We start from the raw sequence: 23203 nt of genomic DNA, 5'->3' as shown, positions 1-23203 counted from the left end.
TGACACAGTTGCGGTACACGCACCCATCTGGCGGTACGCGCGGGACATCGAGGACTCCATCGCCACCGGTCGCCGTCGCGCGAGGACGGACGAGTTGGCGGATCTGGCCGAGGTGACGGGGCTGCACCCCCCTGACTGGTACGGCACACCCGAGTGGGTGGGAGGCGGTCCTTGAGTCGCATTACTCGCACCTGCCCCATCACCCTGAGTCACGAAAACCCATGCCCCGGTCGCCTGCTCGTTGAAGTAGGTGACGGACGCGGGACACGGCGTGATGTTCTTCCAGGATCTTGCCGCCGCGCCCCACCAACGGAGGCGGCATGCGAGACCAGGGTGACAGGGCGGCAGCGAGCCGGGGCGAGCAGATCCAGGCGGCGGAGCACGAGGAGGCCAAGCAACGGCTTCTCGCCCAGGCCGAGAAAGAGCGGATACCGGCCGAGGAGACGACCCGGGCCCTGCCCGACCGGCGGTGGCGTCGTGGACAGCAGTGAGTCGCCGCCGGTGGACAACGGTGACGTATCGGCGGGGGCGACGGACGAGCTTCGTTCGGCACCGGTCCGCCGGGGCCGAACGCATTGACAGCCGTGCGCGGGCGGGGTTACGGTGCGTCAGGAAAGCGCTTTCACGCGCTGCTCCCCACCTCCCTTCCGGCCCCGGAGGTCCATCCGTCATGCGCAGAAACCGCCGACGATCCCTGCCCGCCGTTGCCGCTGCGGCGCTCACCACCGTGCTGCTGACCCTCAGCCAACTCGGCGGGGCCCAGGTCGCGCACGCCGCCACCCTGTTCAGCGACGACTTCGCCGACGGCGACACCGCCGGCTGGTCGGAATCCGGTGGCTCGTGGTCGGTGTCCTCCGACGACAGCCCGGCGTTGCAGCAGGCCAGGGGCGACACCGCCGACGCCCGGCTGTTCGCCGGCAGCGCGTCCTGGGCCGACCAGGCCGTCCAGGCCCGGGTGAAGCCGATGACGCTGGGCAGCGCCGGCATGGTCGCGCTGTTGGCCCGTGCCAGCGGTGCGACCAGCTACTACCGGCTCGCCCTGCTCCCCGGCGACCAGGTCCGGCTGGAGGCGGTACGCAGCGGCCGGGCCACCCCGCTGGGCACGGTGTCCCACCCGGTGACGACCGACGCCTGGCACACCCTGCGGATCGAGGTCGCCGGGACGGCGGTACGCGGCTGGGTCGACGGCGTCCCGGTCGGCTCCGGCACCGGCACGCTCACCGCGACCGGCCGGATCGGCGTGCAGACCGGTCACGCCACCGCCCGCTTCGACGACGTGGTGGTGACCCGGGGCGGCACCGCCCCGACCAGCCCACCACCGAGCCCCACCGCCACCCCGACCAGCGCGACTCCGAACCCCAGCAGCACCCCCACCGGCACTGCCACCCCGTCGGGCACTCCGCCTCCCACCAGCCCGACGCCCACGCCGACCGGCACTGCGCCGGCCGACGGGTCCTCGGTGGTCGCCCGGGACGGCAGTGGGGATTTCACCAGCGTGCAGGCGGCGGTGGACGCGGTGCCGGTGGGCAACGCGAGCCGGTACACCATCACCATCCGGCCGGGCACCTACCGGGAAACGGTAACGATCCCGGCCGGCAAGCCGTACGTGTCGTTCGTCGGGTCGACCGGTGACGCCCGGGACGTGGTGATCGTCTACGACAACGCCTCGGGCACCCCCAAGCCGGGTGGCGGCACCTACGGCACCTCGGGCAGCGCCTCGGTGACCATCGACGGCAACGACTTCACCGCCCGGCACCTGACCTTCGCCAACGACTTCGACGAGGCGGCGCACGACTACGGTGCCGAGCAGGCGGTGGCCGTGCTCACCCGGGCCGACCGGCTGGTCTTCGACGACGTGCGGTTCCTCGGCAACCAGGACACGCTCTACCACAACAGCGCCACCGTCGACGCTGTCGGCCGGGCGTACTTCCGCGACTGCTACGTCGAGGGCGATGTCGACTTCGTCTTCGGCCGGGGCACCGGGGTCTTCGACCGCTGCGAGATCCGGTCGCTCAGCCGGGGTTCGAGCAGCAACAACGGGTACGTCACCGCCCCCTCCACGATGATCGGCAACCCGTACGGCCTGCTCTTCACCGGTTGCGTGCTGACCACCGACTCGGCGGCGGCGCAGAGCGTGCACCTCGGCCGGCCGTGGCATCCGAGCGGGGACGTCAACGCGATCGGGCAGGCGGTGTTCCGCGACAGCGTGCTCGGCGCGCACGTGAAGGACTCCCCGTGGAGCGACATGTCCGGCTTCTCCTGGCGGGACGCCCGGTTCGCCGAATACCGCAACAGCGGGCCCGGGTCGACGGTCACCACCGACCGGCCACAGTTGACCGACGCGCAGGCGTCGACCTACACCCCGCAGCGGTACCTGGCCGGCGTCGACGGCTGGAATCCGATCCCCTGATGCGCGCCGCCGCCCGCCGCGACCCGGTCGTGGCGGGCGGCAGTCCGACCCGCCGGGCAGGTCCGGCCACTGGTCGGCACGGCCCCGCCGGCCAGTCCGACCCGCCGGGCAGCACGGCCCCGCCGGCGGCCACCGCTTCACCGGGCATTTACACTTAACAAAGTTAACTGATAGCCTCCCCGCCATCGACGAGGAGGTATGTCATGCGACTTCGACCCGGGACGACGGCCGTGCTGGCCGGCACGGTGCTGCTCGCCGCCGCCCTGCCCGCAGCGAACGGTCTGGCCGCGCCGACCACCACCACGGGTGACGCCAGCGCCCTGGTGGCTTGCTCCGCACCGGCCTGGGCCGAGGGTGTCAGCTACCCGGCCGGCACCCGGGTCAGCTACCTCGGCCATCGCTACGAGTCGCTGGTGACCCACACCCCGCCGGCCGGTGCCGGCTGGAACCCGGCCGCCGTCCCGGCGCTCTGGCGGGACCTCGGCGTCTGCACCGGCACGCCCTCCCCCACGCCGTCGCCGACACCCACCGCCACCCGTCCCCCGACACCCACGCCGAGCGCCACGCCCACCCCCGGCACGACGACGCCGCCGCCGGACGGCACGGGCTGCGCGCTGAAGGCCCGGCCGGCCGGCAAGGTGCTCCAGGGCTACTGGGAGAACTGGGACGGTGCGGCCAACGGCGTCCACCCGCCGCTGGGGTGGATACCGATCACCGACCCCCGGATCACCGGGCACGGCTACAACGTGGTCACCGCCGCCTTCCCGGTGATCCGCGCCGACGGCACGGTGCTCTGGGAAGACGGCATGGACGCCACCGTCAGGGTCCCCACCCCGGTGGAGATGTGCCAGGCCAAGGCCGCCGGTCTGACCGTCCTGCTGTCGATCGGTGGGGCCACCGCCGGCATCGACCTCGGCTCGGCGGCCGTCGCCGACCGGTTCGTCGCCACCGTGGTGCCGATCCTCAAGCGGTACCACTTCGACGGCATCGACATCGACATCGAGACCGGGCTGACCGGCAGCGGGGACATCACCCGGCTGTCCACCTCGCAGACGAACCTGATCCGCATCATCGACGGGGTGCTGGACCAACTGCCGGCGGGCTTCGGCCTGACCATGGCCCCGGAGACCGCGTACGTGACCGGTGGCAGCGTCACCTACGGCGCCATCTGGGGCGCGTACCTGCCGGTCATCAAGCGGTACGTCGACAACGGGCGGCTCTGGTGGCTGAACATGCAGTACTACAACGGCAGCATGTACGGCTGCGCCGGTGACTCGTATCCGGCCGGAACGGTCGGCGGCTTCACCGCCCAGACCGACTGCCTCGACGCCGGCCTGGTCGTCCAGGGCACCACCATCCGGGTCCCGTACGACAGGCAGGTGCCCGGCCTGCCCGCGCAACCGGGTGCCGGCGGCGGTCACCTCGCGCCGTCCTCGGTGGCCCAGGCGTGGAACACCTACCGGGGCGGCCTGAAGGGGCTGATGACCTGGTCGGTGAACTGGGACGGGTCCAAGGGCTGGACCTTCGGCGACAACGTCCGCACCCTCCAGGGGCGCTGAGGCCACCGTCGAGCGACGCCGCGCCGCCCGGCCGGCCGACCACGCCGGTCGGGGGCCGGCGGCCCGGTCCGCCGGGTGGGTCGACCCGCCGGGTGGGTCGGTCGTGCTCCCGCCGGTGCGGGCGGGAGCACGACCGGGTCGGGTGGCTCAGAGCCGGGCACCCACGTCGGCAGCGTCGGCCGGACGCAGGAACGTCGACGTCGGGATGGACCCGTCGGCTGCCCGGGGCCCGGTGATCGTGGCCGGGTCGGTGCTGGCCAGCGGCCAGTCGCCGCCGAGGTTCCAGGAGTTGTCGGCCCCGGTCGAGGAGCCGGGCGAGACGTCGGGGGTGTTGCCGACCGCCAGATTGCGGTGGAGCTGGGAGGTGGAACGGGAGACGTCGAAACCGGCCCTGCCGTTGCGCCACGCGGTGTTGCGGTCGAAGAGCAGCGTGCCGGGGTTGCCGTTGTCGATGAATCCGCCGGCCGAGTTGCCCCAGGCCATGCTGTTGCGGGTGACATGGTCGACGGCCGGGCGCGGGTCGTTGCCGCCACCGTGCTTGAAGCCGTTGCCGTCCCCGGCGTAGCCGGGCAGGTTCCAGTAGTTGTAACCGTTGTCGTAGGCGACGCTGTCCTCGATCAGGATCGGCGACTGGAACAGCCAGGCATCGAACCCGTCGTCGGAGTTACGCCAGAGCCGCACGCCGCTTACCCGGTTGTCGAGGCCCGAGCCCTCCTTGATGGCCAGCCCGTCGGCGCTCTCGCCGTTCTTACGGGGATCCCGGTTGCCGTAGCTGTCCAGGTTGATGATCCGGTTGCCGCTGGACGCGCCCTGCAGGTGCAGTCCGGACTCGTAGTTGTCCCGGGTGACCAGACGCTCGTAGCTGCCGTAGTTGGTGTCGACGCCGAAGATGCCGTACGGGCCGTGGACGATCTCCAGGCCGACGAACCGCCACCAGTCCGCCTCGACGTGCAGCACACCCCGGTCGGCCCGGGGGATGCTGGAGCCCACCGCGCCCGGCGTGTACGGCATGTTCTCGCCGTCGATGACCACCTTCTCGCCCTGGTAGTTCATCAGGGTGATCGGGTGGTACCCATTGCCGTCCTTAAGGATCTTGATGGTGCTGGTCGGTGCGTAGGTGCCGCCGCGTACCGCGATGGTGGTGCCGGGCTCGGCCAGGTCGTGCGCGCGCTGGATGGTGCGTAGCGGCCGGGCCAGCGTGCCGGGGTTGGCGTCGTCGCCGTCGGTGGCGACCACCAGCACGACGGCCCCGGCCGGCGGTGTGGTGGCCGGCGGGGTCACGGGCGACGTGGTGGCCGGCGGGGTCACGCTCGGTGACGGGGTGCCGGTGTGGACCGGCGGTGTGGTCGGCGGGATGTCGGCGTTCCTGACCAGGACGTCGTCGAAGGACGCCGACGAGTACGCGGTCTGCAACCCGATCCGGCCGGCCCCGATCAGCGAGCTGGTGACCTCGCCGACGAAGACCCCGTCGACGCGGCCCCGCACGGTGCCGCCGGCGACCTCGACGGCGAGGGTGTGCCAGGTGCCGGTGGCCACGGGGTGGGAGATGCCGGCCAGCACGGTGACCGCGCCGCCGTTCACCGCCTGCAACTGCACCTGGTTGCCGGGCAGCAGCGCCAACCGGTAGTAGCGCGTCGACCCGGCCGCGCGGGCCAGCAGGCCGACCTGGCCGCCGGGGCCGAGGCTGAGCGGTTTCACCCTGGCCTGCACGAGGTAGTCGGTCCAGCCGGTGCTGCCGGTGAAGAGCCGGGCGTTCTCGCTGCCGACGTTCGACTGCCGGACGGCCGGGGATCCGTCGGTGACGACTCCCCAGGTGCCGCCCGACTTCGACCAGCCGGCGGTGTCCCCGTCGGCGAAGTCGTCGCTGAACATGGTGGCGGCGGAGGCGGTGGTGACCGGTCCGACCAGGAGGGTGGCCATGGGAACGAGCACCGCGGCGAGCAGCAGGGCCAGCCGGCGCTGGCGGGACGGGCGCATGGGACGCACCTCCGACGGTGTGGGGTGGTGGCGGCGGGTAGAGAAAGCGCTTTCCGGACGATACGAGCACTGATCGACACCCGTCAACCTTTGGTCTCGGGTCCGGCCCGCGGTCCCGGTCTCGGGTCCGGCCCACCCGCCGCGGCGGCGTCGGTCCGGTGCCCCGGCCCGGACCGGCGCGACGGCCGACCCCTGGAGAGGGACCGGCCGCCGCACCCGCCCGATGTCACCGCCAGGTGTCGTTGCTGCTCCACGTGCCGGTGGACGGGATCGTGGCGCTGCGGTTGCCGCCGGACTCCCAGGTCACCGTGCCGTCCGGGTTCTTCTTGAGGTACTTGTAGTCGACCGTCGTGTTCGCCGGCAGGTTGACCGTGGCCCGCCACAGCGGATAGGCGGCCGAGGAGAGCGCCACCGCGTTGGCCGGGTTCCACGAGCCCAGCGCCGCGACGCTGCCCACCAGGAAGACGTTCTGCCCGTACGAGGTGCTGGCGTTGACGGTGAAGGATGCGCCCTGGGCGCCGGCGGGGTCGCCCCGGAAGGTGTCGGTGACCGTCGAGGTGCCACTGGTCGGCGTGGTCACCGTCCGGTTGCTCCCCGACTCCCAGGTCACCACGCCGGCCGTGGTCTTCTTGAGGAACTTGAACTCCACCGTCGTGGCCGCCGGCAGGTTGACCGTGGCCCGGTAGACCCCACCGCCCTGCGCGGTCAGCTTGACCGCGCCGGCCGGGGCCCACGAACCCAGCGCCGGGACACTGCCGACGACGTAGGCGTCCTGGTCACCGGCGAGGGACGCGGTGACGGTGAAGGTCGTGGCGACCGTGCCGGCGGGGGCGGTCGGTGTGGGCGTGCTGCCGCCCTTCGCGTTGGCGTGCAGCGCCACCGCGCCGTTGGCGGGGATCTGCACGGTGGCCCGGCCGCCGGCGACGGTCACCGTCGTGCCGGTGCAGCCGGCTGCGCCGCGCGCCCCGGAGATGACGTCGCAGTACGACCCGTCGGCCAGGCCGGTGGTGAAGGTGGCGGTGCTGGCGGAACCGGAGTCGTTGATCCCGATCCAGGCCCGGTCACCCCGGTGGAAGCCGATGACGTTGTTGTTGACCACGGTGAAGTCGGAGACGGTCCGGACCGACTTCGCGGTGTTCGCCCAGCCGACCATGCCCTTGATGCCGGTCGACCGGGTCAGGCAGTTCCAACTGTTGCCGCAGACGGTGTCGGTGACATAGCCGTTGCCGTCGGCGGGCGGCGACTGGTTGCGGTCGGACCAGGAGAAGCTGTCGTAGACCGACGGCTTGCCGTGCGGGTAGGCCAGCGCGAAGTAGTTGGCCAGGGTGTAGTCGCTGCCGTCGCGGTAGGACAGCACCACCCCGTCGCGCTCCAGGTCGTGGTTGGTGACCATGGCGAACACGTGGGCGCTGGGCGCGTCGAGGTTCCAGCTCCCGACGTTGGCCAGGTTGGCGATCGAGCCCTGGAAGGCCGACTTCAGCCCCTTGGCGTACCCGAAGTCGAGCACGTCGCCGTTGCCGATGAAGGCGCGGGCCTTGAGGGCGTCGTTGCTGGCACCGTCGAAGATCTCCTGGGCGACGTACGGCCGCTTGTTCTCGGCGGTGGTGTTGCGCAGCTTGCCGAGGATCGCGGCGAAGTCGTCCTTCTTGACGTGCTTGACCGCGTCCACCCGGAAGCCGTCGACGCCGAGGCCGATCAGGTCGTTGAGGAAGCCGGCGATCCTGGTGCGGACGCTGTCCTTCTCGGTGTAGAGGTCGGTCAGGGACAGCAGCTCGCAGCTGGTCACCTGGGCCTCGTTGTCCCAGTCGTTGATCGCACCGGAGGTCGGGCAGTTGTCACCCGGGCGGTGGAAGTCGCCGGTGCCGTAGGGCACGGCCGGGAAGCTGTAGCCGGGGCCGGAGAAGTCGGTGCCGGCGTACCCGACGACCGACTCGGCGTTGTTGGCGCCGGCCATGTGGTTGACCACCGCGTCGACGTACACCCGCACGCCGGCGTGGTGGCAGGTGGTGACCATGTCGGCGAACTGCTGGCGGGTGCCGAACCGGCTGTCCAGCCGGTAGGAGGCCGGCTGGTACACCTCGTACCAGGGGTGTACGCCGTCGGCGCTGGTGGGCAGGCTGATCGACTCCTGCGGCGGGGCGACCTGGACCGCGCCGTAGCCGGCCGGGCCCAGGTGGTCGGTGCACGCCGAGGCGACGGAGCGCCAGTTCCATTCCCAGAGGTTGGCGGTGACCTCGCTGTCGTTGAGGGCCACGGCGGCGGTCGCGGGGGCGGTGGCCGGCAGTGCGCTCAGCGCGGCGAGGGAGGAGGCGGTGACAGCGAGGGCGAGGAGACCCCGTCGCAGACGGGTTCCCCGGGGGACGCGGGGTGTGGACATCTGGAGTGGACCTGCTTCCGGGGGTCGAAGAGGCACTGGTGGGTGTGGACGGCTGTCCGGTGAGAAGACGATGCGGCACCCATGAAAGGTTTTGCAAGACCTTGCGGCAAACTTCTCGACACCCACCGGCAATGATCCGCAAGACATTGCAGCTTCGGTACCGGTCCGCGCCGCACCAGCGCCGCGCCGTTGCCCTGCCGTTCCCCCGGCCGGGCCGTTCCCCGCGTCAGGCACCGACGCGGGGAACGGTCAACACCGGATGACGCTCAGTCGACGCCGCGCTTCCCCGGCAGGATGCTCACATCGGGTTCCAGCCGTCGCTGCCCGCGAGGTACCGCTGCGGGGTGTAGGTGGCGGCCTGGGCGTCGCTGAGCTGGGGACGGTTGCCGTTCGTGCCGGCACCGGGCCCGGTGTTGCGGTACTCCCGGAACCGCGCGTTCTGCCATACGTTGCCGGACATGTCGGTCCACGGCTGGGCGGTCTTCATGGTCGCGCTGAGCGACGACTCCCGATAGAGGACCTGGGCGTCCGGCCCCCACGGACGGCCGAGCTGGGTGGTGTTGTTCGTCGCGCCGGTGATCGTCGAGCGGTAGATCAGCATCCCGTACGTCTTGCTGGCGGCCGTCCGGGCGGCGGTGATCGGCCCACCGGTCGACCGCTTCTCGTAGATCGAGGTGCTGTCGATGACGATCGTGCCGCCGCCGAAGATGAAGTCGACGGTGCCCTCCACGTAGGAGCTCACCACGTACGCCCGGGTCTTGTCGTTGACCAGGAAGGTGTCCTGGTCGCCGAGGAGCCGGACGTTGCGCAGCACCGCCCGGTCCGCGTTCAGGTGCAGCGCGACCGCCTGCTGGTCGACCCCCGAGGAGTTCTCCACGAAGTCGTTGGAGATGGTGAGGTTCTCGGCGACGAAGTTCGCCCCGTCGACGAACATGCTGGCGCTGTTGAACGTGCCGTAGGTGGTGCCGTCCGGCTTACGGGTGCCGGCGGAGTTGTTGTAGACGAGCACGACGTTCGACGGCGCCGAGCCGAGCCCCCGCAGGGTGATGTTGGGCTTGTTCGACGCCACCCGGACGACCTCGCGGTAGGTGCCGGACTTGATGGTGATGGTGGCCCGGCTCGAACTGTTCGCCGGCACGGCGTCGATGGCGGCCTGGACCGTGCGGTATCTCCCGGTGCCGTCCGACGCCACCGTCGGCGTCCCGCTGGTCGGGGGTGGCGTGGTCGGCGGCGGGGTGGTGGGGGGCGGGGTGGTCGGCGGTGCGGTGGTCGGCGGCGGCGTGGTCGGGGGTGCGGTGGTCGGGGGCGGGGCGGTGGTGGGGGTGGTCGTGCCGGTGCAGGAGGTGCCGTTGAGCGTGAAACCGGCGGGGTCGGGGTTGCTGCCGGTCCAGGTGCCGTTGAACCCGACGTCGAGGCTGCCGTTGGTGGCGATAACGGCGTTGTAATCGAGGTTGGTGGCGACCACGTTGCCGCTGGCCGGGCTCGCGGTGAAGCCCCAGGCGCTGGTGACGGCCTGCCCGGCGGGGAAGGTCCAGCCCAGACGCCAGCCGTTGACGGGGTCACCCAGGTTCTTGATCGTGATGGCGGCGGTGAAGCCACCGGCCCACTGGGAGCCGACCTGGTAGGTGACCTGGCAGCCGGCGGCGGCCTGCGCCGAGACGGCGGTGACGACACCGGCGACGAGGGTGGTGGTGACGGCGGTGGCGACGATGAACGCCGCCCGCCGGGTGCGATTTCTCACGAGCGAACTCCCCGGGGTATCCGAACACGGACAGCCGTGGGAGCGCTGACACGAGACTCGCACACCCGCCTGCCGCTGTAAAGCGTCACCGGCCCGGCACTCCGCGTGGAAGCCCGGCCGCCGGGCCCCGCCGGCACTGATCATCGTGTCGGGCGGGCCTGTTACGGTCGCGCCGCTGTCACACCAGTCGAGCCGGAGGTAGGCGTGATCCGTTCGCACATGTCGTCGTTCGCCGGAATGCCGGTGGTCCCCTTCACACCGGGGATGACCCTGCCCGACGATCCGTCGGCCGTCGCCTGGCGGCTGGAGGTCGAGGACTTCGAGGCCGAGCCGGAGGAGTTCGCCGGCCTGGTCGCCGCGCTGCGGGCGGAGGTCCCCGGCGAGGCGGTCCGTGCGCTGGTGGTCGGCGAGTGGGGCTCCACGTACGAGCGGGCCCTGCCGATCGACCTGCTGACCGACGCGGCGAAGGACTGGACCGCCCTGCGCGCGGTGTTCCTGGCCGACCTGGTGAGCGAGCAGTGCGAAATCTCCTGGATCACCCAGGGCGACCTCACCCCGCTACTGGCCGCCTATCCGGACCTCGAGGTGCTGTGGGTACGCGGGGGCAACGAGCTGAGCCTGCAACCGGTGCGGCACACCGGGCTGCGGGAGCTGGGCTTCCAGACCGGCGGCCTGCCGGCCGAGGTGACCCGCGCGGTGGGCGACTGCGACCTGCCCGCGCTGCGCCGGCTCGACCTGTGGCTGGGTCGGCAGGACTACGGCGGGGACACCGGCGTCGATGACCTGGCCGCCATCCTGGCCGGGGACCGGCTGCCGGCGCTGCGGCACCTGGCGGTCTGCAACGCCGAGTTCGCCGACCACATCGCGCAGGCGGTGGCCACCGCCCCGGTGGTGCCCCGGCTGGAGGTGCTCGACCTGTCGATGGGGGTGTTCACCGACCCCGGCGCCGAGGCGTTGCTGGCCGGGCAGCCGCTGACCCACCTGCGCCGCCTCGACCTGCACCACCACTTCCTCTCGCCCGAGGTCGCACAGCGGCTGGCGGACGCGCTGCCCGGCGTCCAGGTCGACGTCTCCGAGCCGCAGGACCCGGACGAGTACCACGGCACCGTCTACCGCTTCACCGCGGTCGGGGAGTGAGCGTCGATGACTTTCGGTTCCCACGCCGAGACGTTCGCCGGCCGGCCGGTGGTCGAGTTCCCCGCCGACGGGCCGCCGCCCGTCGTGGACGGCGAGGTCTGCTGGCGGATCGCCGACTGGCACTTCGACGGGAACACCCGGCAGGACACCCTGTCGGCGCAGTTCCGGGACCGGTTCGACCGGTTCGTCGAGCAGGTCGGTGACCGCGTCGAGGCGCTGGTCGTCGGGGCCTGGGGATACGCGGCGTTCCACCACGCCCCGATCGCCCAGCTCTGCGCGGCGGCTCCCCGGCTGCCCCGGCTGCGGGCCCTGTTCCTCGGCGACATGGTCACCGAGGAGTGCGAGGTCTCCTGGATGCGGGTCGGCGACGTCAGTCCGTTGCTGACGGCCTACCCGGAGCTGGAGGTGCTTCGGGTACGCGGCGGCGAGAACTTCGCCTTCTCCCCGGTGCGGCACGAGCGGCTGCGGAAGCTGTCGGTGCAGAGCGGCGGGCTGTCCCGGGAGTTCGTCGGCGCGGTGCTCAGCTCGGAGCTGCCCGCGCTGCACCACCTGGACCTGTGGCTGGGCACCGACGACTACGGCGGGAACACCACCGTGGCCGATCTGGACGCGTTGCTGGCCGGCAAGCTCTTCCCGGCGCTACGCCGGCTCGGGCTGCGCAACGCCGACATCACCGACGATCTCGCCGCCGCGCTCGCCACCGCCGCCGTGGTGCCCCGGCTGGAGCGGCTCGACCTGTCGCTGGGCACCCTCTCCGACGACGGGCTGGCCGCGCTGCTCGCCGGGCAGTCCCTGACCCACCTGTCCGCCCTCGACCTGCACCACCACTACCTGTCGGAGGAGGCTGCCGACCGGGTGGTCGCCGCGTTGCCCGGCGTCGAGGTCGACGTCTGCGAGCCGCAGGAACCGGACGAGGACGACGGGGAGTTCTACCGCTACACGGCGGTGTCGGAGTGACATGCGACTGACCGTGGTGGGCAACCCCGACAACCGGCGGGTCGCGTTGTTCCGGCGGGCCGTGCGCGAGGCGGGGTTGCCCGACCCGGCGGTGCTGCCCTGGGCGCGGGTGCTCACCGGGTCGGCCCCGCCGGACGCCGACGCCCTGGTTCGGGTCGACTCCCCCGGCGAGGACGCGGAGGTGGACCGGCTGCTGCGCGGCGCGGCCACCCCCGCCCGGCACGGAGAGCTGATCGGCCTCGCCGACACGTACGCCGGGCTGGTGGCCGGGATGGGCCGGGTGGCCGCCGGGGGCGCGACGCTGCTCAACCACTCCGACGACGTGGCGGCACTGTGCGACAAGCGCCGCTGCCACGCGCTGCTGTCGGCCGCCGGGGTGCCGGTGCCGGCGGCGCTGCCGCCGGTCGAGGGCTATCCGCAGTTGCGGGCGGCGATGGCGGCGGCCGGCTGGCCCCGGGTGTTCGTCAAGCCGGCACACGGGTCGTCGGCGGCCGGGGTGATCGCGCTCGCGGTCGGGCCACGCCGGGTGCAGGCGGTCACCCCGATCGAGATCGCCCCGGACGGGCTGTTCAACTCGCTGCGGCTGCGCCGCTACGACGACGAGGCGACCGTCGCGGCGCTGGTCGACCGGCTCGCCCCGGAGGGCCTGCACGTGGAGCAGTGGCTGCCCAAGGCCGGGCTGGCCGACCGGGTGGTCGACCTGCGGGTGGTGGTGGTCGCCGGCCGGCCCACCCACGCCGTGGTCCGGGCCGCCCGGGGACCACTGACCAACCTGCACCTGGGCAACGCCCGCGGCGACCTGGACGCGCTGCGGGCGGCGACCGGCCCGGAGTCCTGGGCGGCGGCGATGCGGACCTGCGCACAGGCGGCGGCGTGCTTCCCCCGGTCGCTGCACGTCGGGGTCGACCTGATGTTCCTGGTGGGCTGGCGACGGCACGCGGTGGCCGAGGTCAACGCGTTCGGCGACCTGCTGCCCGGGGTGCTGACCGACGGCCGGGACACCTACGCCGAGCAGGTGCACGCGCTGACCAGCGGCCGGTGGGACCGGTGGCGGGCGGCAGCACCGGCCCGCCCGACCGGCGACGGCACGGCAGCGACCGGGCCGGCCGGGCGCGACGCGGTGGCCGGCACGGCGACGGGGCCGGCCCGCCCGACGGCCGGCGGGCCGGCGACGACGCGGCGGGAGGAGGTCGGATGCGCACGCTGATCGGCAGTCACGACATCTGCCTGGTCACCCTGGACACGTTGCGCTTCGACGTGGCCGCCGAGCTGGCCGGGGCGGGGCGGACCCCCAGGCTGGCGCGGGTGCTGCCCGGTGGGCGGTGGGAGCGACGGCACTCCCCCGCCAGCTTCACCTACGCCGCGCACCACGCCTTCTTCGCCGGCTTCCTGCCCACCCCGGCCGGCCCGGGCCGGCACGAGCGGCTGTACGCGGCGGCGTTCCCGGGCAGCGAGAGCGCCGGCGGGGACACCTGGGTCTTCGACGCCCCCGACCTGCCCACCGCGCTGGCCGGGGCCGGCTACCACACGCTCTGCCTGGGCGGGGTGGGCTTCTTCAACCGGCGCAGCCCGCTCGGGTCGGTGCTGCCCGGCCTGTTCGCCGAGGCGCACTGGGAGCCGGAGTTCGGGGTCACCTCCCCCACCTGTCTGGACGCCCAGCTCGACCGGCTGGCCGAGGTGCTGCCCGGCCAGCCCGCCGACCGGCCGGTGTTCACCTTCCTCAACGTCGCCGCGCTGCACCAGCCCAACCGGCACCACCTGCCGGGCGCGGCGCAGGACAGCCGGGACAGTCACGCCGCCGCCCTGGAGTACGTCGACTCCCGGGTCGACCGGCTGTTCGCCCTGCTCACCGGCCGGGGGCGGCCGGTGTTCACGATCATCTGCTCCGACCACGGCACCGCGTACGGCGAGGACGGCCACACCGGCCACCGGATCGGCCACGACGTGGTGTGGACCGTCCCGTACGCCCACTTCACTCTGCGACCGGGGGAATGGTGACCAGCGCCGACACGGGCCTCGACGGCTCGCCGTACCAGCAGTACCTCTACGCGTACCCGCACAAGACCTCGTACCGGGCGTTGCGGCCCCGGCCGCTGCTGGCCGACGTGTGGCGGGCCGAGGCCCGGGACGCGCTGTTCCTCTATGTGCACCTGCCGTTCTGCGAGATGCGCTGCGGCTTCTGCAACCTGTTCACCCGGGCCAACGCGCCGCAGGAGCAGGTGACGGCCTACCTGCGGCAGCTGCGCCGGCAGGCCGAACGGGTCGCCGACGCGCTCGGCGACGACGCCGGGTACGCCCGGGTGGCGTTGGGTGGGGGCACCCCGACCTATCTGACCGCCGACGAGCTGACCGAGCTGTTCGACATCGTCACGGGCACCTCGGGGGCCCGGCTGCCGGGCGTACCGCTGTCGGTGGAGACCTCACCGGCCACCGCGACGCCGGACCGGCTGGCGGTGCTGGCGGCGCACGGGGTGCACCGGGTGAGCATCGGGGTGCAGAGCTTCCTCGACGTCGAGGCGCGGGCCGCCGGCCGGCCGCAGCGGCGCGACGAGGTGGAGGTCGCGCTCGGCGCGATCCGGGCCGCGGCGGTCCCGGTGCTCAACATCGACCTGATCTACGGCATCGACGGGCAGACGGCGGTGACCTGGCAGGAGAGCCTGGACGCGGCGCTGGCCTGGCGGCCGGAGGAGCTGTATCTCTATCCGCTCTATGTCCGGCCGTTGACCGGGCTGGGTCGGCGGGCGCACGGCCGGGCCGACTGGGACGCCCACCGGCTGGCCCTCTACCGGCAGGCGGTGGAGATCCTCGGTGCGGCCGGCTACCGCCAGGAGTCGATGCGGCAGTTCCGCCGCGCCGACGTGCCGGCCCCGGACGGGCCGGACTACTGCTGCCAGGACGACGGCATGGTCGGGCTCGGATGCGGGGCGCGCTCCTACACCACCGCCCTGCACTACTCGTTCGACTACGCGGTCGCGGTGTCGCAGGTCCGGGCGGTGCTGGACGACTACCTGGCCCGCCCGGCCGACGACTTCCGGTGTGCCGAGTTCGGCTTCGCCCTCGACGGCGCCGAGCAGCGTCGCCGGTGGCTGCTCAAGTCGCTGCTGCGCGCCGAGGGGGTCGACGCGGCGGCCTACGCCGCCCGGTTCGGCCGGCCGCCGGGCGAGGACTTCCCCGAGCTGGGGCGGTTGGCCGCCCGGGGCTGGGCCCGCGCCGACGGGTTGCGGCTCACCCCGGCCGGGCTGGCCCGCTCCGACGCGATCGGCCCGTGGCTGACCTCCGCCCGGGTGCACCAGGCGATGACCGGGTACGTGCCCCGATGACACCCGCCACCCCGCTCCCGCTGCACCCGGTCCCACCCCGGGCGGCCCTGCCGGTGCAGCCGGTCGCGTCCCGGGCGGCGCAGCCGAGGTGTGCCGGACCCGCCGACGTCGGGGCGGAGCTGGCGGTGCTCTACCGGGGGCCGCTGGCGAGCTGCAACTACGACTGTCCGTACTGCCCCTTCGCGAAGCGGGTCGACCCGCCGGAGCTGCTGCGCGCCGACCGGGCCGCACTGGAGCGGTTCACCGGTTGGGCGGCGGCCACCACCGACCGGCGGCTGTCGGTGCTGTTCACCCCGTGGGGCGAGGGGCTGACCCGCAGCTGGTACCGGGACGCCATGGTGTCGCTGTCGCACCTGCCGCACGTGGATCGGGTGGTCATCCAGACCAACCTGGCCGCCCGGGTGGACTGGCTGGCCGACGCCGACCGGGCGACGGCGGCGCTGTGGACGACGTACCACCCGGGGCAGGTCACCCGGGACCGGTTCCTCGCCCGGTGCGCCCGACTGTCCGCGCTAGGCGTGCGCTACTCGGTCGGCGTGGTCGGCCTGCCCGCACACCTCGCCGAGGCGCGGGCGCTGCGCGCCGCCCTGCCCGAGGCGGTCTACCTCTGGGTGAACGCCGCCGACGGGCACCACTACTCCGCCGAGGAGGAGGCGGCCTGGACGGCGCTGGACCCGCTGTTCGGGTGGAGCGCCCGTGCCCACCCGTCGCTCGACCGGCCCTGCCACGCCGGGGAGACGGCGATCTCGGTCGCGGGTGACGGCACGGTGCGCCGCTGCCACTTCCGGCCCGCGCCGATCGGCAACCTCTACGACGGGTCGTGGCGCGCCGCCCTGAAGCCCCGGACCTGCGACGCCGCGCTCTGCGACTGCCACATCGGGTACGTCCACCTCAAGCCGCTCGGGTTGCGCGACGTGTTCGCCGGTGGGGTGCTGGAACGGATCCCGGCCGCCTGGCCGATGGGGACGGCCCCGGGTCCCGCTCGCTGAGGGCCCCGACGCTCAGCGGGTGCGCTCGGCGCGGCGCAGCAGCCCGGCGGCGAGCAACCCACCGGCCAGGACCGCCACCGCGCCGGCGGTCTGCCCGGTGACCAGCGCGGACGAGAAGGCGTCGGTCACCTGCGCGCGTTCGCTCTCGCCTCCGGCGGCGGCCAGCGCGGCCGGGTACGACCCGGCGCCGGCCACCACGATCGGCGCCAGCGCGGCGAACCGGGCGTTGAGCACCGCCCCGAGCACGGCGATGCCGAGGCTGCCCCCCACCTCCGTCATGGTGCCGTCGATCCCGGCGCCGACGCCGGCCTTCGACGGCGGGATGGCGCTCATCACCGCCTCGACGATGGCCGGGTTGGCCAGGGCGCAGCCGAAGCCCATCACCAGCAGCCCGGTCAGCAGCACGCCGTAGCCGTCGGAGCGGACGTGGGTGACCAGGGTCAGGCCGGCGGAGAGCAGCACCATGCCCAGCGCGATGGCCCCGGGCACCCCGAGCCTGCGGATCAGCCGGGTCGCGATGCCGCCGAGGTTGAGCAGCACGATGGACAGCGCGAACGGCACCATCCGCAGTCCCGCCTCCCAGGCCGGGTAACCCCGGACGAACTGGAGATGCTGAGTGAGCAGGAACAACGCACCGGTGGACCCGAAGGTGATCAGGACGACCCCGGTGACCGCGCCGACGAACCGCCGGTCGGTGAAGAAGTGCATGTCCAGCATGGGGGCGGCGATCCGCCGTTCCCACCAGACGAACGCGGCCAGCAGCAGCACACCGCCGCCGGCCGCGCCGAGCACCGCCGGTGCGGTCCAGCCGCGTTCGGGGCCGTCGATGATGGCCCAGACCACGCCGGTGAGGCCGGCGGTGGACAGCAGCACCCCGCCGATGTCGGGTCGCCCGCCGACCGGGTCCCGGGACTCCGGCACCAACGCCCGGCCGGCCACCAGGCAGACCAGCACGATGGGCACGTTGACCAGGAAGATCGCGCCCCAGGGCAGGTGGGCGAGGATGATGCCGCCGATCGGCGGGCCGGCGGCGTACCCGAGGGCGCTGGTGGCCGCCCAGATGCCGATCGCCCGGGACCGCTCGGCGCCGTCGAAGACCTGCATGGCGACGGCCAGGGTGGCGGTGACCAGCAGCGCCCCGCCGATCCCCATGCCGGCGCGGGCGGCGATCAGCTGGTCGCCGGAGCGGGCCAGCCCGGCGGCCAACGAGCCGACGCCGAACAGCACCAGGCCGGCGACGAGCATCCGGCGGCGGCCGTACCGGTCGGCGGCGCTGCCGGCGGTGAGCAGCAACCCGCACTGCACCAGCGCGTACGCGTTGATCATCCACTGGATGTCGGTGGTGCTGGCGTCCAGTTCGGTGGTGAGCACCGGCACCGCCACGGTGAGCACGGTGTTGTCGAGCACCACGGTCAACTGGGCGAGGCAGAGCACCGCCAGGATCAGCCAGCGCGACCGCAGCGGCACCGCCGGGCCGGGCCGCACGGCGGACAGCGCGGTGCTCATCGGGGCGGGGCGTGGCGGGCGAGCGGGTTGGTCAGGGTCCCGGCGAACTGGAGCGCCGCCGACGGGTCGGCGAGGTCGACCATCTGCTGGTTGTTGCGCAGTTGCAGCCGGTTGAGGCAGGACAGGGTGAACTCCTCGGCGAACAGGTCGTGCCGGCGCAGCCGGTCGGCCAGGTGCGGCACGCGGGCGGCGTAGTCGGTCGCGCAGTCGGCGACGGTACGCCAGAAGTCGTCCTCGTCGAGCACCCCCTCGCCGGCCAGCACGGCGTTGAGGTGGCGGAAGAAGCTGTCGAAGACGTCGGCGAAGATGGTCAGCAGCTGTTCGTCGTCGGGGATGGCGACGCGGACCCGCTGCACGAGCGGCGGCAGGTCGACGTCGGGGTCCATCACCACGATCTCCTCGGCGATGTCCTTGAAGATCACCCGCTCGACCACGCCGTCGTGCAACACCAGGATGACGTTCTCACCGTGCGGCATGAAGGCCAGCCGGTGGGCGTAGAAGCTGTGCAGCAGCGGCACCAGGTAGGCGTCGAGGTAGCGGCGCAGCCACTCCTGCGGGGGCAGGCCCGACTCGGCGACCAGGGCGGCGGCGAGCGACCGTCCGTCACGGTCGGTGTGCAGCAGGGCGGCCATGGTGGACAGCCGCCGGCCGGGGGCCAGGCCGGGAACCGGGCTCTCCCGCCACAGCGCCGCGAGCATCTTGCGGTACGGCGAGTAGCGGTCGGTGGCCACCTCGTACTGCGGGTGGCGGTAGCCGACGGCGGCCCGCTCCCGCAGGATCGTCAGCCCGGTGCCGGCGAGCACCGGGTCGCCGGTGACCAGGTCGACGAGCCAGTCGTTGATCGCCGGGGTGGCCTCCATGTAGGCGGCCGACAGGCCCCGCAGGAAGCCCATGTTCAGCACGGACAGGGCGGTCTTGACGTAGTGCCGGTGCGGGCTGGTGACGTTGAAGAAGGTCCGGATGGACTGCTGCGCCAGGTACTCGTCCGGCGCCTCGCCGAGGCAGACCAGGCGCTGCCGGGCCACCTCACCGGCGAAGGTGACCGCGAGCCGGTTCCACCACTGCCAGGGGTGCACCGGGATGAGCAGGTAGTCGTCCGGGTCGACACCGGCGTCGGTCAGCGTGGCGGCGAACCGGGCCAGGGTGTCCGGGCCGAGTTCGGTGCGCAGCAGGGTGGGGTAGTCGAGGTCGGCGGCGCTGCTGAAGGTGGCGTGGTCGCGGTGCGCGGCGAGCCAGATCAGCCGGACCGGTCGACCGGCCTCCGGGGCGTACGCGTGGTATTCGTGCACGCCGAACCCGATCCGGCCGTTGTTGGCCACGAAGCACGGATGCCCCTCGGTCATGCCGGTCTCGATCGCCTGGAAGTCGGCGCGGGCCAGCTCGGCCGCGCCCAGCGCCGGCCGGGCCAGCTTGTACGCGGTGCCGGCCAGGGTGGAGGTGATCTCCTCCAGATAGACGGGGAGCACCTGGTCGGTGAGGCCGAGCGTGCCGCGCAGTTCGAGGCAGAGGTCGACGGCGTCGGGCGGCAACTCCTCGTCGCCGCGTCGCCGGGTGATGCTGTCCGGGTCGATCTGCCAGTGGTCGAGGGCGAAGCGGCGGGCGGTGAAGTGGTAGTCCACCGTGCCGTCGTCGGTGCGCACGACCCATTGCCCGTCGCCGGTGGGCGTGGGCGCGACCAGGCGTTCGTGGGCGAACTCGGCCAGCGCCTTGCCGACCAGCAGCCGGTTGGCGTGGGCCCAGGTGGCGGGGGTCAGGTGGGCCACGGAAGCGGCGGGGTTCACGCGGGCAGGTCTCCTCGGGTGGCGGCCAGGAACTGGTCGCGGGTGCAGACGCTGAGCAGGGCGTCCTTTTCCGGCTTGCGGATCGGGCCGACGACGGTGAAGCCGACGGCGGCGTTGAGCGCGTGCACGGCGGTGTTGCGCACGTCGGGTTCGACCACCACCCGTCGGGTGTCCGGGTCGGCGAAGAGCCAGTCCAGGACGGTGGTGATGACGGCCCGGGTGAAGCCGTGCACCGGCTGGTCGGTGGGCGCGCACAGCAAGTGCATGCCCACGTCGCCGTCGACCGGCGGGTAGAGGCCGACCAGTTCGACCCGGGCCGGATCGTAGCGTTCGGCGACGAACGCCGGCTCGCCGCGCCACAGCCCGAGGTACGCGTCGTGGTGCGGGTGGTCGGCGATCCCCCGGTACTCCCGGGCGACCCGGTCGACGTCGGCGTCCTGCATCAGCCAGAACGCCGACTTCGGGTGGGTCACCCAACCGTGCAGCAGCCCGGCGTCGCCCTCCGGGTCGAGGGTGCGCAGCGCGAACTCGCCGAGCGCGGGATCGTGCCGGCGGTACACCACGTCGGTCACGAGGTGCCGCCGGCCAGGACCCCGAACTCCTGGAAGGCGATCCGCTCCTCGATCGGATAGTGCTCGCGCCCGGTCAGCTCCCGGATGATCCAGGAGTTGCGGTACGGGCCCATGCCCAGGTCGGGCGAGGTGATGCTGTGGGCGTGGGTGCCGGCGTTCTGGAGGAAGACCCCCCGACCGGTGTGGTCGATGCTGTAGTTGCGGGCCACGTCGAACCGGCCGTGGGAGTCCCAGCGCAGCCGGTCGTGGATCGGGGCGAGGAACTCCGGCACCCGGTAGTGGTAGCCGGTGGCCAGCACCAGCCCCTCGGTGTCGAGGGTCAGGTCGCGGTCCTGCTCGATGTTGCGCAGCCCGAGTCGGTAGGTGCCGGCGGTCTCGTCGTACCGGGCGCTGGTCAGCTCGGTGTTGGTCAGCAGCCGGGTCGGCACCGGCCCGTGCACCCGGTGGGCGTAGAGCAGGTCGAAGATGTCGTTGATCAGGTCGGCGTTGATCCCCTTGAACAGGTTCTTCTGGGTGCCCTCCAGCCGGTAGCGGGTCTCCTCGGGCAGGGCGTGGAAGTAGTCCACGTAGTCCGGTGAGGTCATCTCCAGGGTGAGCTTGGTGTATTCGAGGGGGAAGAAGCGCGGCGACCGGGTGACCCAGTTGAGCTGGTAGCCGTGGCTGCCGAGGTCGGTGAGCAGGTCGTGGTAGATCTCGGCGGCGCTCTGCCCGCTGCCGACGACGGTGATGCTGCGCTTGGCGCGCAGCGCCGACCGGTGTTCCCGGTAGCGGGAGTTGTGGATGACGTCACCGCCGAGGCCCTCACAGGCGTCCGGGACGTGCGGCGGGGTGCCGGTGCCGAGCACCAGGTGCCGGGCCCGGTGGGTGACCCGTTCGCCGTCGACCACGGCGTGCACCACGTACCGGTCGTCGGCGGGGTGGTACTCGACGGAGGTGACCCGGTGGCCGAAGCGCACCGAGGGCAGTTTCGCGGCGGCCCACCGGCAGTAGTCGTTGTACTCGTGGCGCAGCGGGAAGAAGCTCTCCCGGATGTAGAACGGGTAGAGCCGCCCGGATTCCTTCAGGTAGTTGAGGAAGGAGTACGGCGAGGTCGGGTCGGCCAGGGTGACCAGGTCGGCGATGAACGGCGTCTGCAGCCGGGTGGCGTCCAGCAGCATGCCGGGGTGCCAGTCGAAGTCCTCGCGGGCTTCGAGGAACAGGCCGTCGAGATCGTCGAGCGGCGCGGTCAGGCAGGCCAGCCCGAGGTTGTACGGGCCCAGCCCGATGGCGATGAAGTCGGGGGTCGACACAGGGGTTTCTCCAGGGCGGGTGGTCAGCCGACGGGGCTGGACAGCTCGGCGGTGGCGCAGGTGCGGGCGTACCAGCCGGCGTGTTCGGCGATCAGGTCGAGCACGTGGGCGATGTCGTCGAGGGTGGTCTCGGGGTTGAGCAGGGTGAGCTTGAGGTGGTGGGCGCCGTCGACCTTGGTGCCGGCGACGAGGGCGGCACCGGAGGCGGCCAGCGCCTCGCGGGCGTACAGGTTGGCGTCGTCGACGACGTCGCGGCTGACACCGGGCGGCAGGTAGCGGAACACCACCGTACTCAACTGCGAGCGGGTGACCACCTCGAAGCGGGGGTCGTCGGCGAGCAGCCGCCAGGCGGCGGCGGCGAGGTCGATCACCTCGTCGAAGAGCGCGCCGACCGCGTCCGCGCCCATGATGCGCAGGGTGAGCCAGAGCTTGAGGGCGTCGAACCGGCGGGTGGTCTGCAGGCTCTTGTCGACCTGGTTGGGGATGCGCCGCTCGGCCATCCGGGCCGGGTTGAGGTAGTCGGCGTGCCAGGTGGCGTGGCGTAGCACCCGCCGGTCGCGGACGATCAGGGCGCTGGAGCTGACCGGCTGGAAGAACGACTTGTGGTAGTCCACGGTGACCGAGTCGGCCCGTTCGATGCCGGTGAGCAGGTGCCGCCGGGTGGGCGAGACCAGCAGTCCGCAGCCGTACGCGGCGTCGACGTGCAGCCAGACCCCGACGGCGGCGCAGATCTCGGCGATCCGTTCCAGCGGGTCGATCGTGCCGAAGTCGGTGGTGCCGGCGGTGGCGACCACGGCCAGCACGGTGTGACCCTCGCGGCGGCACCGGTCGAGGGTCTCGGCCAGTTCGTCGGTACGCATTCGTCGGCCGGCGTCGGTGGCGACGGTGAGCACCGCGTCGGCGCCCAGGCCGAGCAGCTTGGCGGCCTTCTGGACGCTGAAGTGACCGGCGGTGGAGGTGATGATCCGCAGCCGGGACAGCACCTCGGGCCGACTGGGCCGGTCGGTGCCGCCGCCGACGATCCGGGCGTACGCCTCCTCCCGGGCGAGCAGCAGGGCCTGCAGGTTGGACTGGGTGCCGCCGCTGGTGAAGACGCCGTCGGCGGCGGGGCCGAAGCCGATCCGTTCGGCGGTCCAGTCGACCAGCCGGCGCTCGATCAGGGTGCCGCCGGCGCTCTGGTCCCAGGTGTCCAGGGAGGAGTTGACCGCGCTGAGCACCGCCTCGCCGAGCAGGGCGGGGATGACCACCGGGCAGTTGAGGTGGGCCAGGTAGCGGGGATGGTGGAAGTAGACCGCGTCGCGCAGGTAGACGTCGTGCAGTTCGTCGAGGGCGGCGGTGGTGTCGCCCAGCGGACGGTCCAGGTCGATGCCGGCGACCCGGGGGGCCAACTCGTCCGGGGTGACGCCGGTCCCGGGTCGGTCCACCTCGGCCACCCGGGCGGCCACCCGCTCGATGCCCTGGACGACGGCCCGACGGTAGTCCGCGACGGTGCCGGCGTTGAGCAGGTGGGCGCGGGGCGGGACAGGGCGCGCCCCGGTCACGGGGACCTCGACGGTGGATCCGGGCAGGCTCATGGGCAGTCCTCGAC

At 72.7% G+C, this 23203-nt stretch carries 17 protein-coding genes; 9 read left to right on the top strand and 8 right to left on the bottom strand.

The features are described from left to right. The first annotated feature begins 320 nt into the window (after positions 1-320). The 3 genes from ACQP1S_RS15450 to ACQP1S_RS15440 all read left to right on the top strand — a co-directional run bounded on the left by ACQP1S_RS15450 (position 321) and on the right by ACQP1S_RS15440 (position 3969). On the top strand, positions 321-491 hold the full coding sequence (locus tag ACQP1S_RS15450) for a hypothetical protein (protein ID WP_432907291.1): 171 nt from the start codon (positions 321-323) through the stop codon (positions 489-491). A gap of 179 nt (positions 492-670) precedes the next feature. Further along, positions 671-2410, top strand: a complete 1740-nt coding sequence (locus tag ACQP1S_RS15445; protein ID WP_432907288.1) for a pectinesterase family protein — start codon at positions 671-673, stop codon at positions 2408-2410. Positions 2411-2613: 203 nt separating this feature from the next. Continuing rightward, on the top strand, positions 2614-3969 hold the full coding sequence (locus ACQP1S_RS15440; protein ID WP_432907285.1) for a carbohydrate-binding protein: 1356 nt from the start codon (positions 2614-2616) through the stop codon (positions 3967-3969). 147 nt (positions 3970-4116) lie between these two features. On the opposite strand, the gene ACQP1S_RS15435 is transcribed toward ACQP1S_RS15440, so the two are convergent. The 3 genes from ACQP1S_RS15435 to ACQP1S_RS15425 all read right to left on the bottom strand — a co-directional run bounded on the left by ACQP1S_RS15435 (position 4117) and on the right by ACQP1S_RS15425 (position 10064). After that, positions 4117-5946 carry a right-handed parallel beta-helix repeat-containing protein gene (locus ACQP1S_RS15435; RefSeq protein ID WP_432907282.1) on the bottom strand — a complete coding sequence of 610 codons (1830 nt, stop codon included), beginning with the start codon at positions 5944-5946 and terminating at the stop codon, positions 4117-4119. Positions 5947-6172: 226 nt separating this feature from the next. Further along, positions 6173-8323 (bottom strand): carbohydrate-binding module family 20 domain-containing protein, encoded by a 2151-nt coding sequence (locus ACQP1S_RS15430; RefSeq protein ID WP_432907280.1) that lies wholly within the window; start codon positions 8321-8323, stop codon positions 6173-6175. A 298-nt stretch (positions 8324-8621) separates the two neighbouring features. Further along, the gene (locus tag ACQP1S_RS15425) at positions 8622-10064 is read right to left on the bottom strand and encodes a pectinesterase family protein (protein WP_432907277.1); all 1443 of its coding nucleotides are present in this window, start codon (positions 10062-10064) and stop codon (positions 8622-8624) included. Between the two features lie 204 nt (positions 10065-10268). Between ACQP1S_RS15425 and ACQP1S_RS15420 the strand changes: the two genes are divergently transcribed. From ACQP1S_RS15420 to ACQP1S_RS15395, 6 genes are read left to right on the top strand one after another with little or no spacing between them, the layout of a single operon-like run. Next, a complete protein-coding gene (locus tag ACQP1S_RS15420) occupies positions 10269-11201 on the top strand; it encodes an STM4015 family protein (RefSeq protein WP_432907274.1) in 933 nt (310 codons plus the stop codon). A 6-nt stretch (positions 11202-11207) separates the two neighbouring features. Beyond that, positions 11208-12158: an STM4015 family protein gene (locus ACQP1S_RS15415; RefSeq protein ID WP_432907271.1), complete on the top strand. Its 951-nt coding sequence runs from the start codon at positions 11208-11210 to the stop codon at positions 12156-12158. 1 nt (position 12159) lies between these two features. After that, positions 12160-13365: an STM4014 family protein gene (locus ACQP1S_RS15410; protein WP_432907268.1), complete on the top strand. Its 1206-nt coding sequence runs from the start codon at positions 12160-12162 to the stop codon at positions 13363-13365. After that, positions 13353-14156 carry an STM4013/SEN3800 family hydrolase gene (locus ACQP1S_RS15405; protein ID WP_432907266.1) on the top strand — a complete coding sequence of 268 codons (804 nt, stop codon included), beginning with the start codon at positions 13353-13355 and terminating at the stop codon, positions 14154-14156. Before ACQP1S_RS15410 ends, ACQP1S_RS15405 begins: the two co-directional genes overlap by 13 nt. Further along, positions 14150-15478, top strand: coding sequence for an STM4012 family radical SAM protein (locus tag ACQP1S_RS15400; RefSeq protein ID WP_432907264.1), 1329 nt, complete (start codon positions 14150-14152; stop codon positions 15476-15478). Before ACQP1S_RS15405 ends, ACQP1S_RS15400 begins: the two co-directional genes overlap by 7 nt. Beyond that, positions 15475-16467 (top strand): STM4011 family radical SAM protein, encoded by a 993-nt coding sequence (locus tag ACQP1S_RS15395; RefSeq protein WP_432907262.1) that lies wholly within the window; start codon positions 15475-15477, stop codon positions 16465-16467. Before ACQP1S_RS15400 ends, ACQP1S_RS15395 begins: the two co-directional genes overlap by 4 nt. A 12-nt stretch (positions 16468-16479) precedes the next feature. On the opposite strand, the gene ACQP1S_RS15390 is transcribed toward ACQP1S_RS15395, so the two are convergent. From ACQP1S_RS15390 to ACQP1S_RS15370, 5 genes are read right to left on the bottom strand one after another with little or no spacing between them, the layout of a single operon-like run. Further along, positions 16480-17973, bottom strand: a complete 1494-nt coding sequence (locus tag ACQP1S_RS15390; protein WP_432907260.1) for an MFS transporter — start codon at positions 17971-17973, stop codon at positions 16480-16482. Continuing rightward, on the bottom strand, positions 17970-19754 hold the full coding sequence (locus ACQP1S_RS15385; RefSeq protein ID WP_432907258.1) for an IucA/IucC family protein: 1785 nt from the start codon (positions 19752-19754) through the stop codon (positions 17970-17972). Before ACQP1S_RS15385 ends, ACQP1S_RS15390 begins: the two co-directional genes overlap by 4 nt. Then, positions 19751-20317 (bottom strand): GNAT family N-acetyltransferase, encoded by a 567-nt coding sequence (locus tag ACQP1S_RS15380; protein ID WP_432908056.1) that lies wholly within the window; start codon positions 20315-20317, stop codon positions 19751-19753. The genes ACQP1S_RS15385 and ACQP1S_RS15380 overlap by 4 nt, the downstream gene beginning before the upstream one ends. A gap of 5 nt (positions 20318-20322) precedes the next feature. Next, complete coding sequence (locus ACQP1S_RS15375; protein WP_432907257.1) at positions 20323-21615, bottom strand: lysine N(6)-hydroxylase/L-ornithine N(5)-oxygenase family protein; 1293 nt, start codon at positions 21613-21615, stop codon at positions 20323-20325. 23 nt (positions 21616-21638) lie between these two features. Continuing rightward, positions 21639-23189: a pyridoxal phosphate-dependent decarboxylase family protein gene (locus ACQP1S_RS15370; protein WP_432907255.1), complete on the bottom strand. Its 1551-nt coding sequence runs from the start codon at positions 23187-23189 to the stop codon at positions 21639-21641. Between the last annotated feature and the right edge of the window lie 14 nt (positions 23190-23203).

The sequence above is a fragment of the Micromonospora matsumotoense genome (genome assembly GCF_050951065.1).
Classification (GTDB): Bacteria; Actinomycetota; Actinomycetes; order Mycobacteriales; family Micromonosporaceae; genus Micromonospora; species Micromonospora matsumotoensis.
The sequence above is the reverse complement of the archived record's forward strand: the minus strand, read 5'-3'. Positions and strand labels throughout refer to the sequence as shown.

Coding starts and splice junctions, on each gene's coding strand:
- ACQP1S_RS15450 (WP_432907291.1), top strand. CDS start 321: ATGCGAGACCAGGGTGACAGGGCGGCAGCGAGCCGGGGCGAGCAGATC.
- ACQP1S_RS15445 (WP_432907288.1), top strand. CDS start 671: ATGCGCAGAAACCGCCGACGATCCCTGCCCGCCGTTGCCGCTGCGGCG.
- ACQP1S_RS15440 (WP_432907285.1), top strand. CDS start 2,614: ATGCGACTTCGACCCGGGACGACGGCCGTGCTGGCCGGCACGGTGCTG.
- ACQP1S_RS15435 (WP_432907282.1), bottom strand. CDS start 5,946: ATGCGCCCGTCCCGCCAGCGCCGGCTGGCCCTGCTGCTCGCCGCGGTG.
- ACQP1S_RS15430 (WP_432907280.1), bottom strand. CDS start 8,323: ATGTCCACACCCCGCGTCCCCCGGGGAACCCGTCTGCGACGGGGTCTC.
- ACQP1S_RS15415 (WP_432907271.1), top strand. CDS start 11,208: ATGACTTTCGGTTCCCACGCCGAGACGTTCGCCGGCCGGCCGGTGGTC.
- ACQP1S_RS15410 (WP_432907268.1), top strand. CDS start 12,160: ATGCGACTGACCGTGGTGGGCAACCCCGACAACCGGCGGGTCGCGTTG.
- ACQP1S_RS15405 (WP_432907266.1), top strand. CDS start 13,353: ATGCGCACGCTGATCGGCAGTCACGACATCTGCCTGGTCACCCTGGAC.
- ACQP1S_RS15400 (WP_432907264.1), top strand. CDS start 14,150: ATGGTGACCAGCGCCGACACGGGCCTCGACGGCTCGCCGTACCAGCAG.
- ACQP1S_RS15395 (WP_432907262.1), top strand. CDS start 15,475: ATGACACCCGCCACCCCGCTCCCGCTGCACCCGGTCCCACCCCGGGCG.
- ACQP1S_RS15390 (WP_432907260.1), bottom strand. CDS start 17,973: ATGAGCACCGCGCTGTCCGCCGTGCGGCCCGGCCCGGCGGTGCCGCTG.
- ACQP1S_RS15370 (WP_432907255.1), bottom strand. CDS start 23,189: ATGAGCCTGCCCGGATCCACCGTCGAGGTCCCCGTGACCGGGGCGCGC.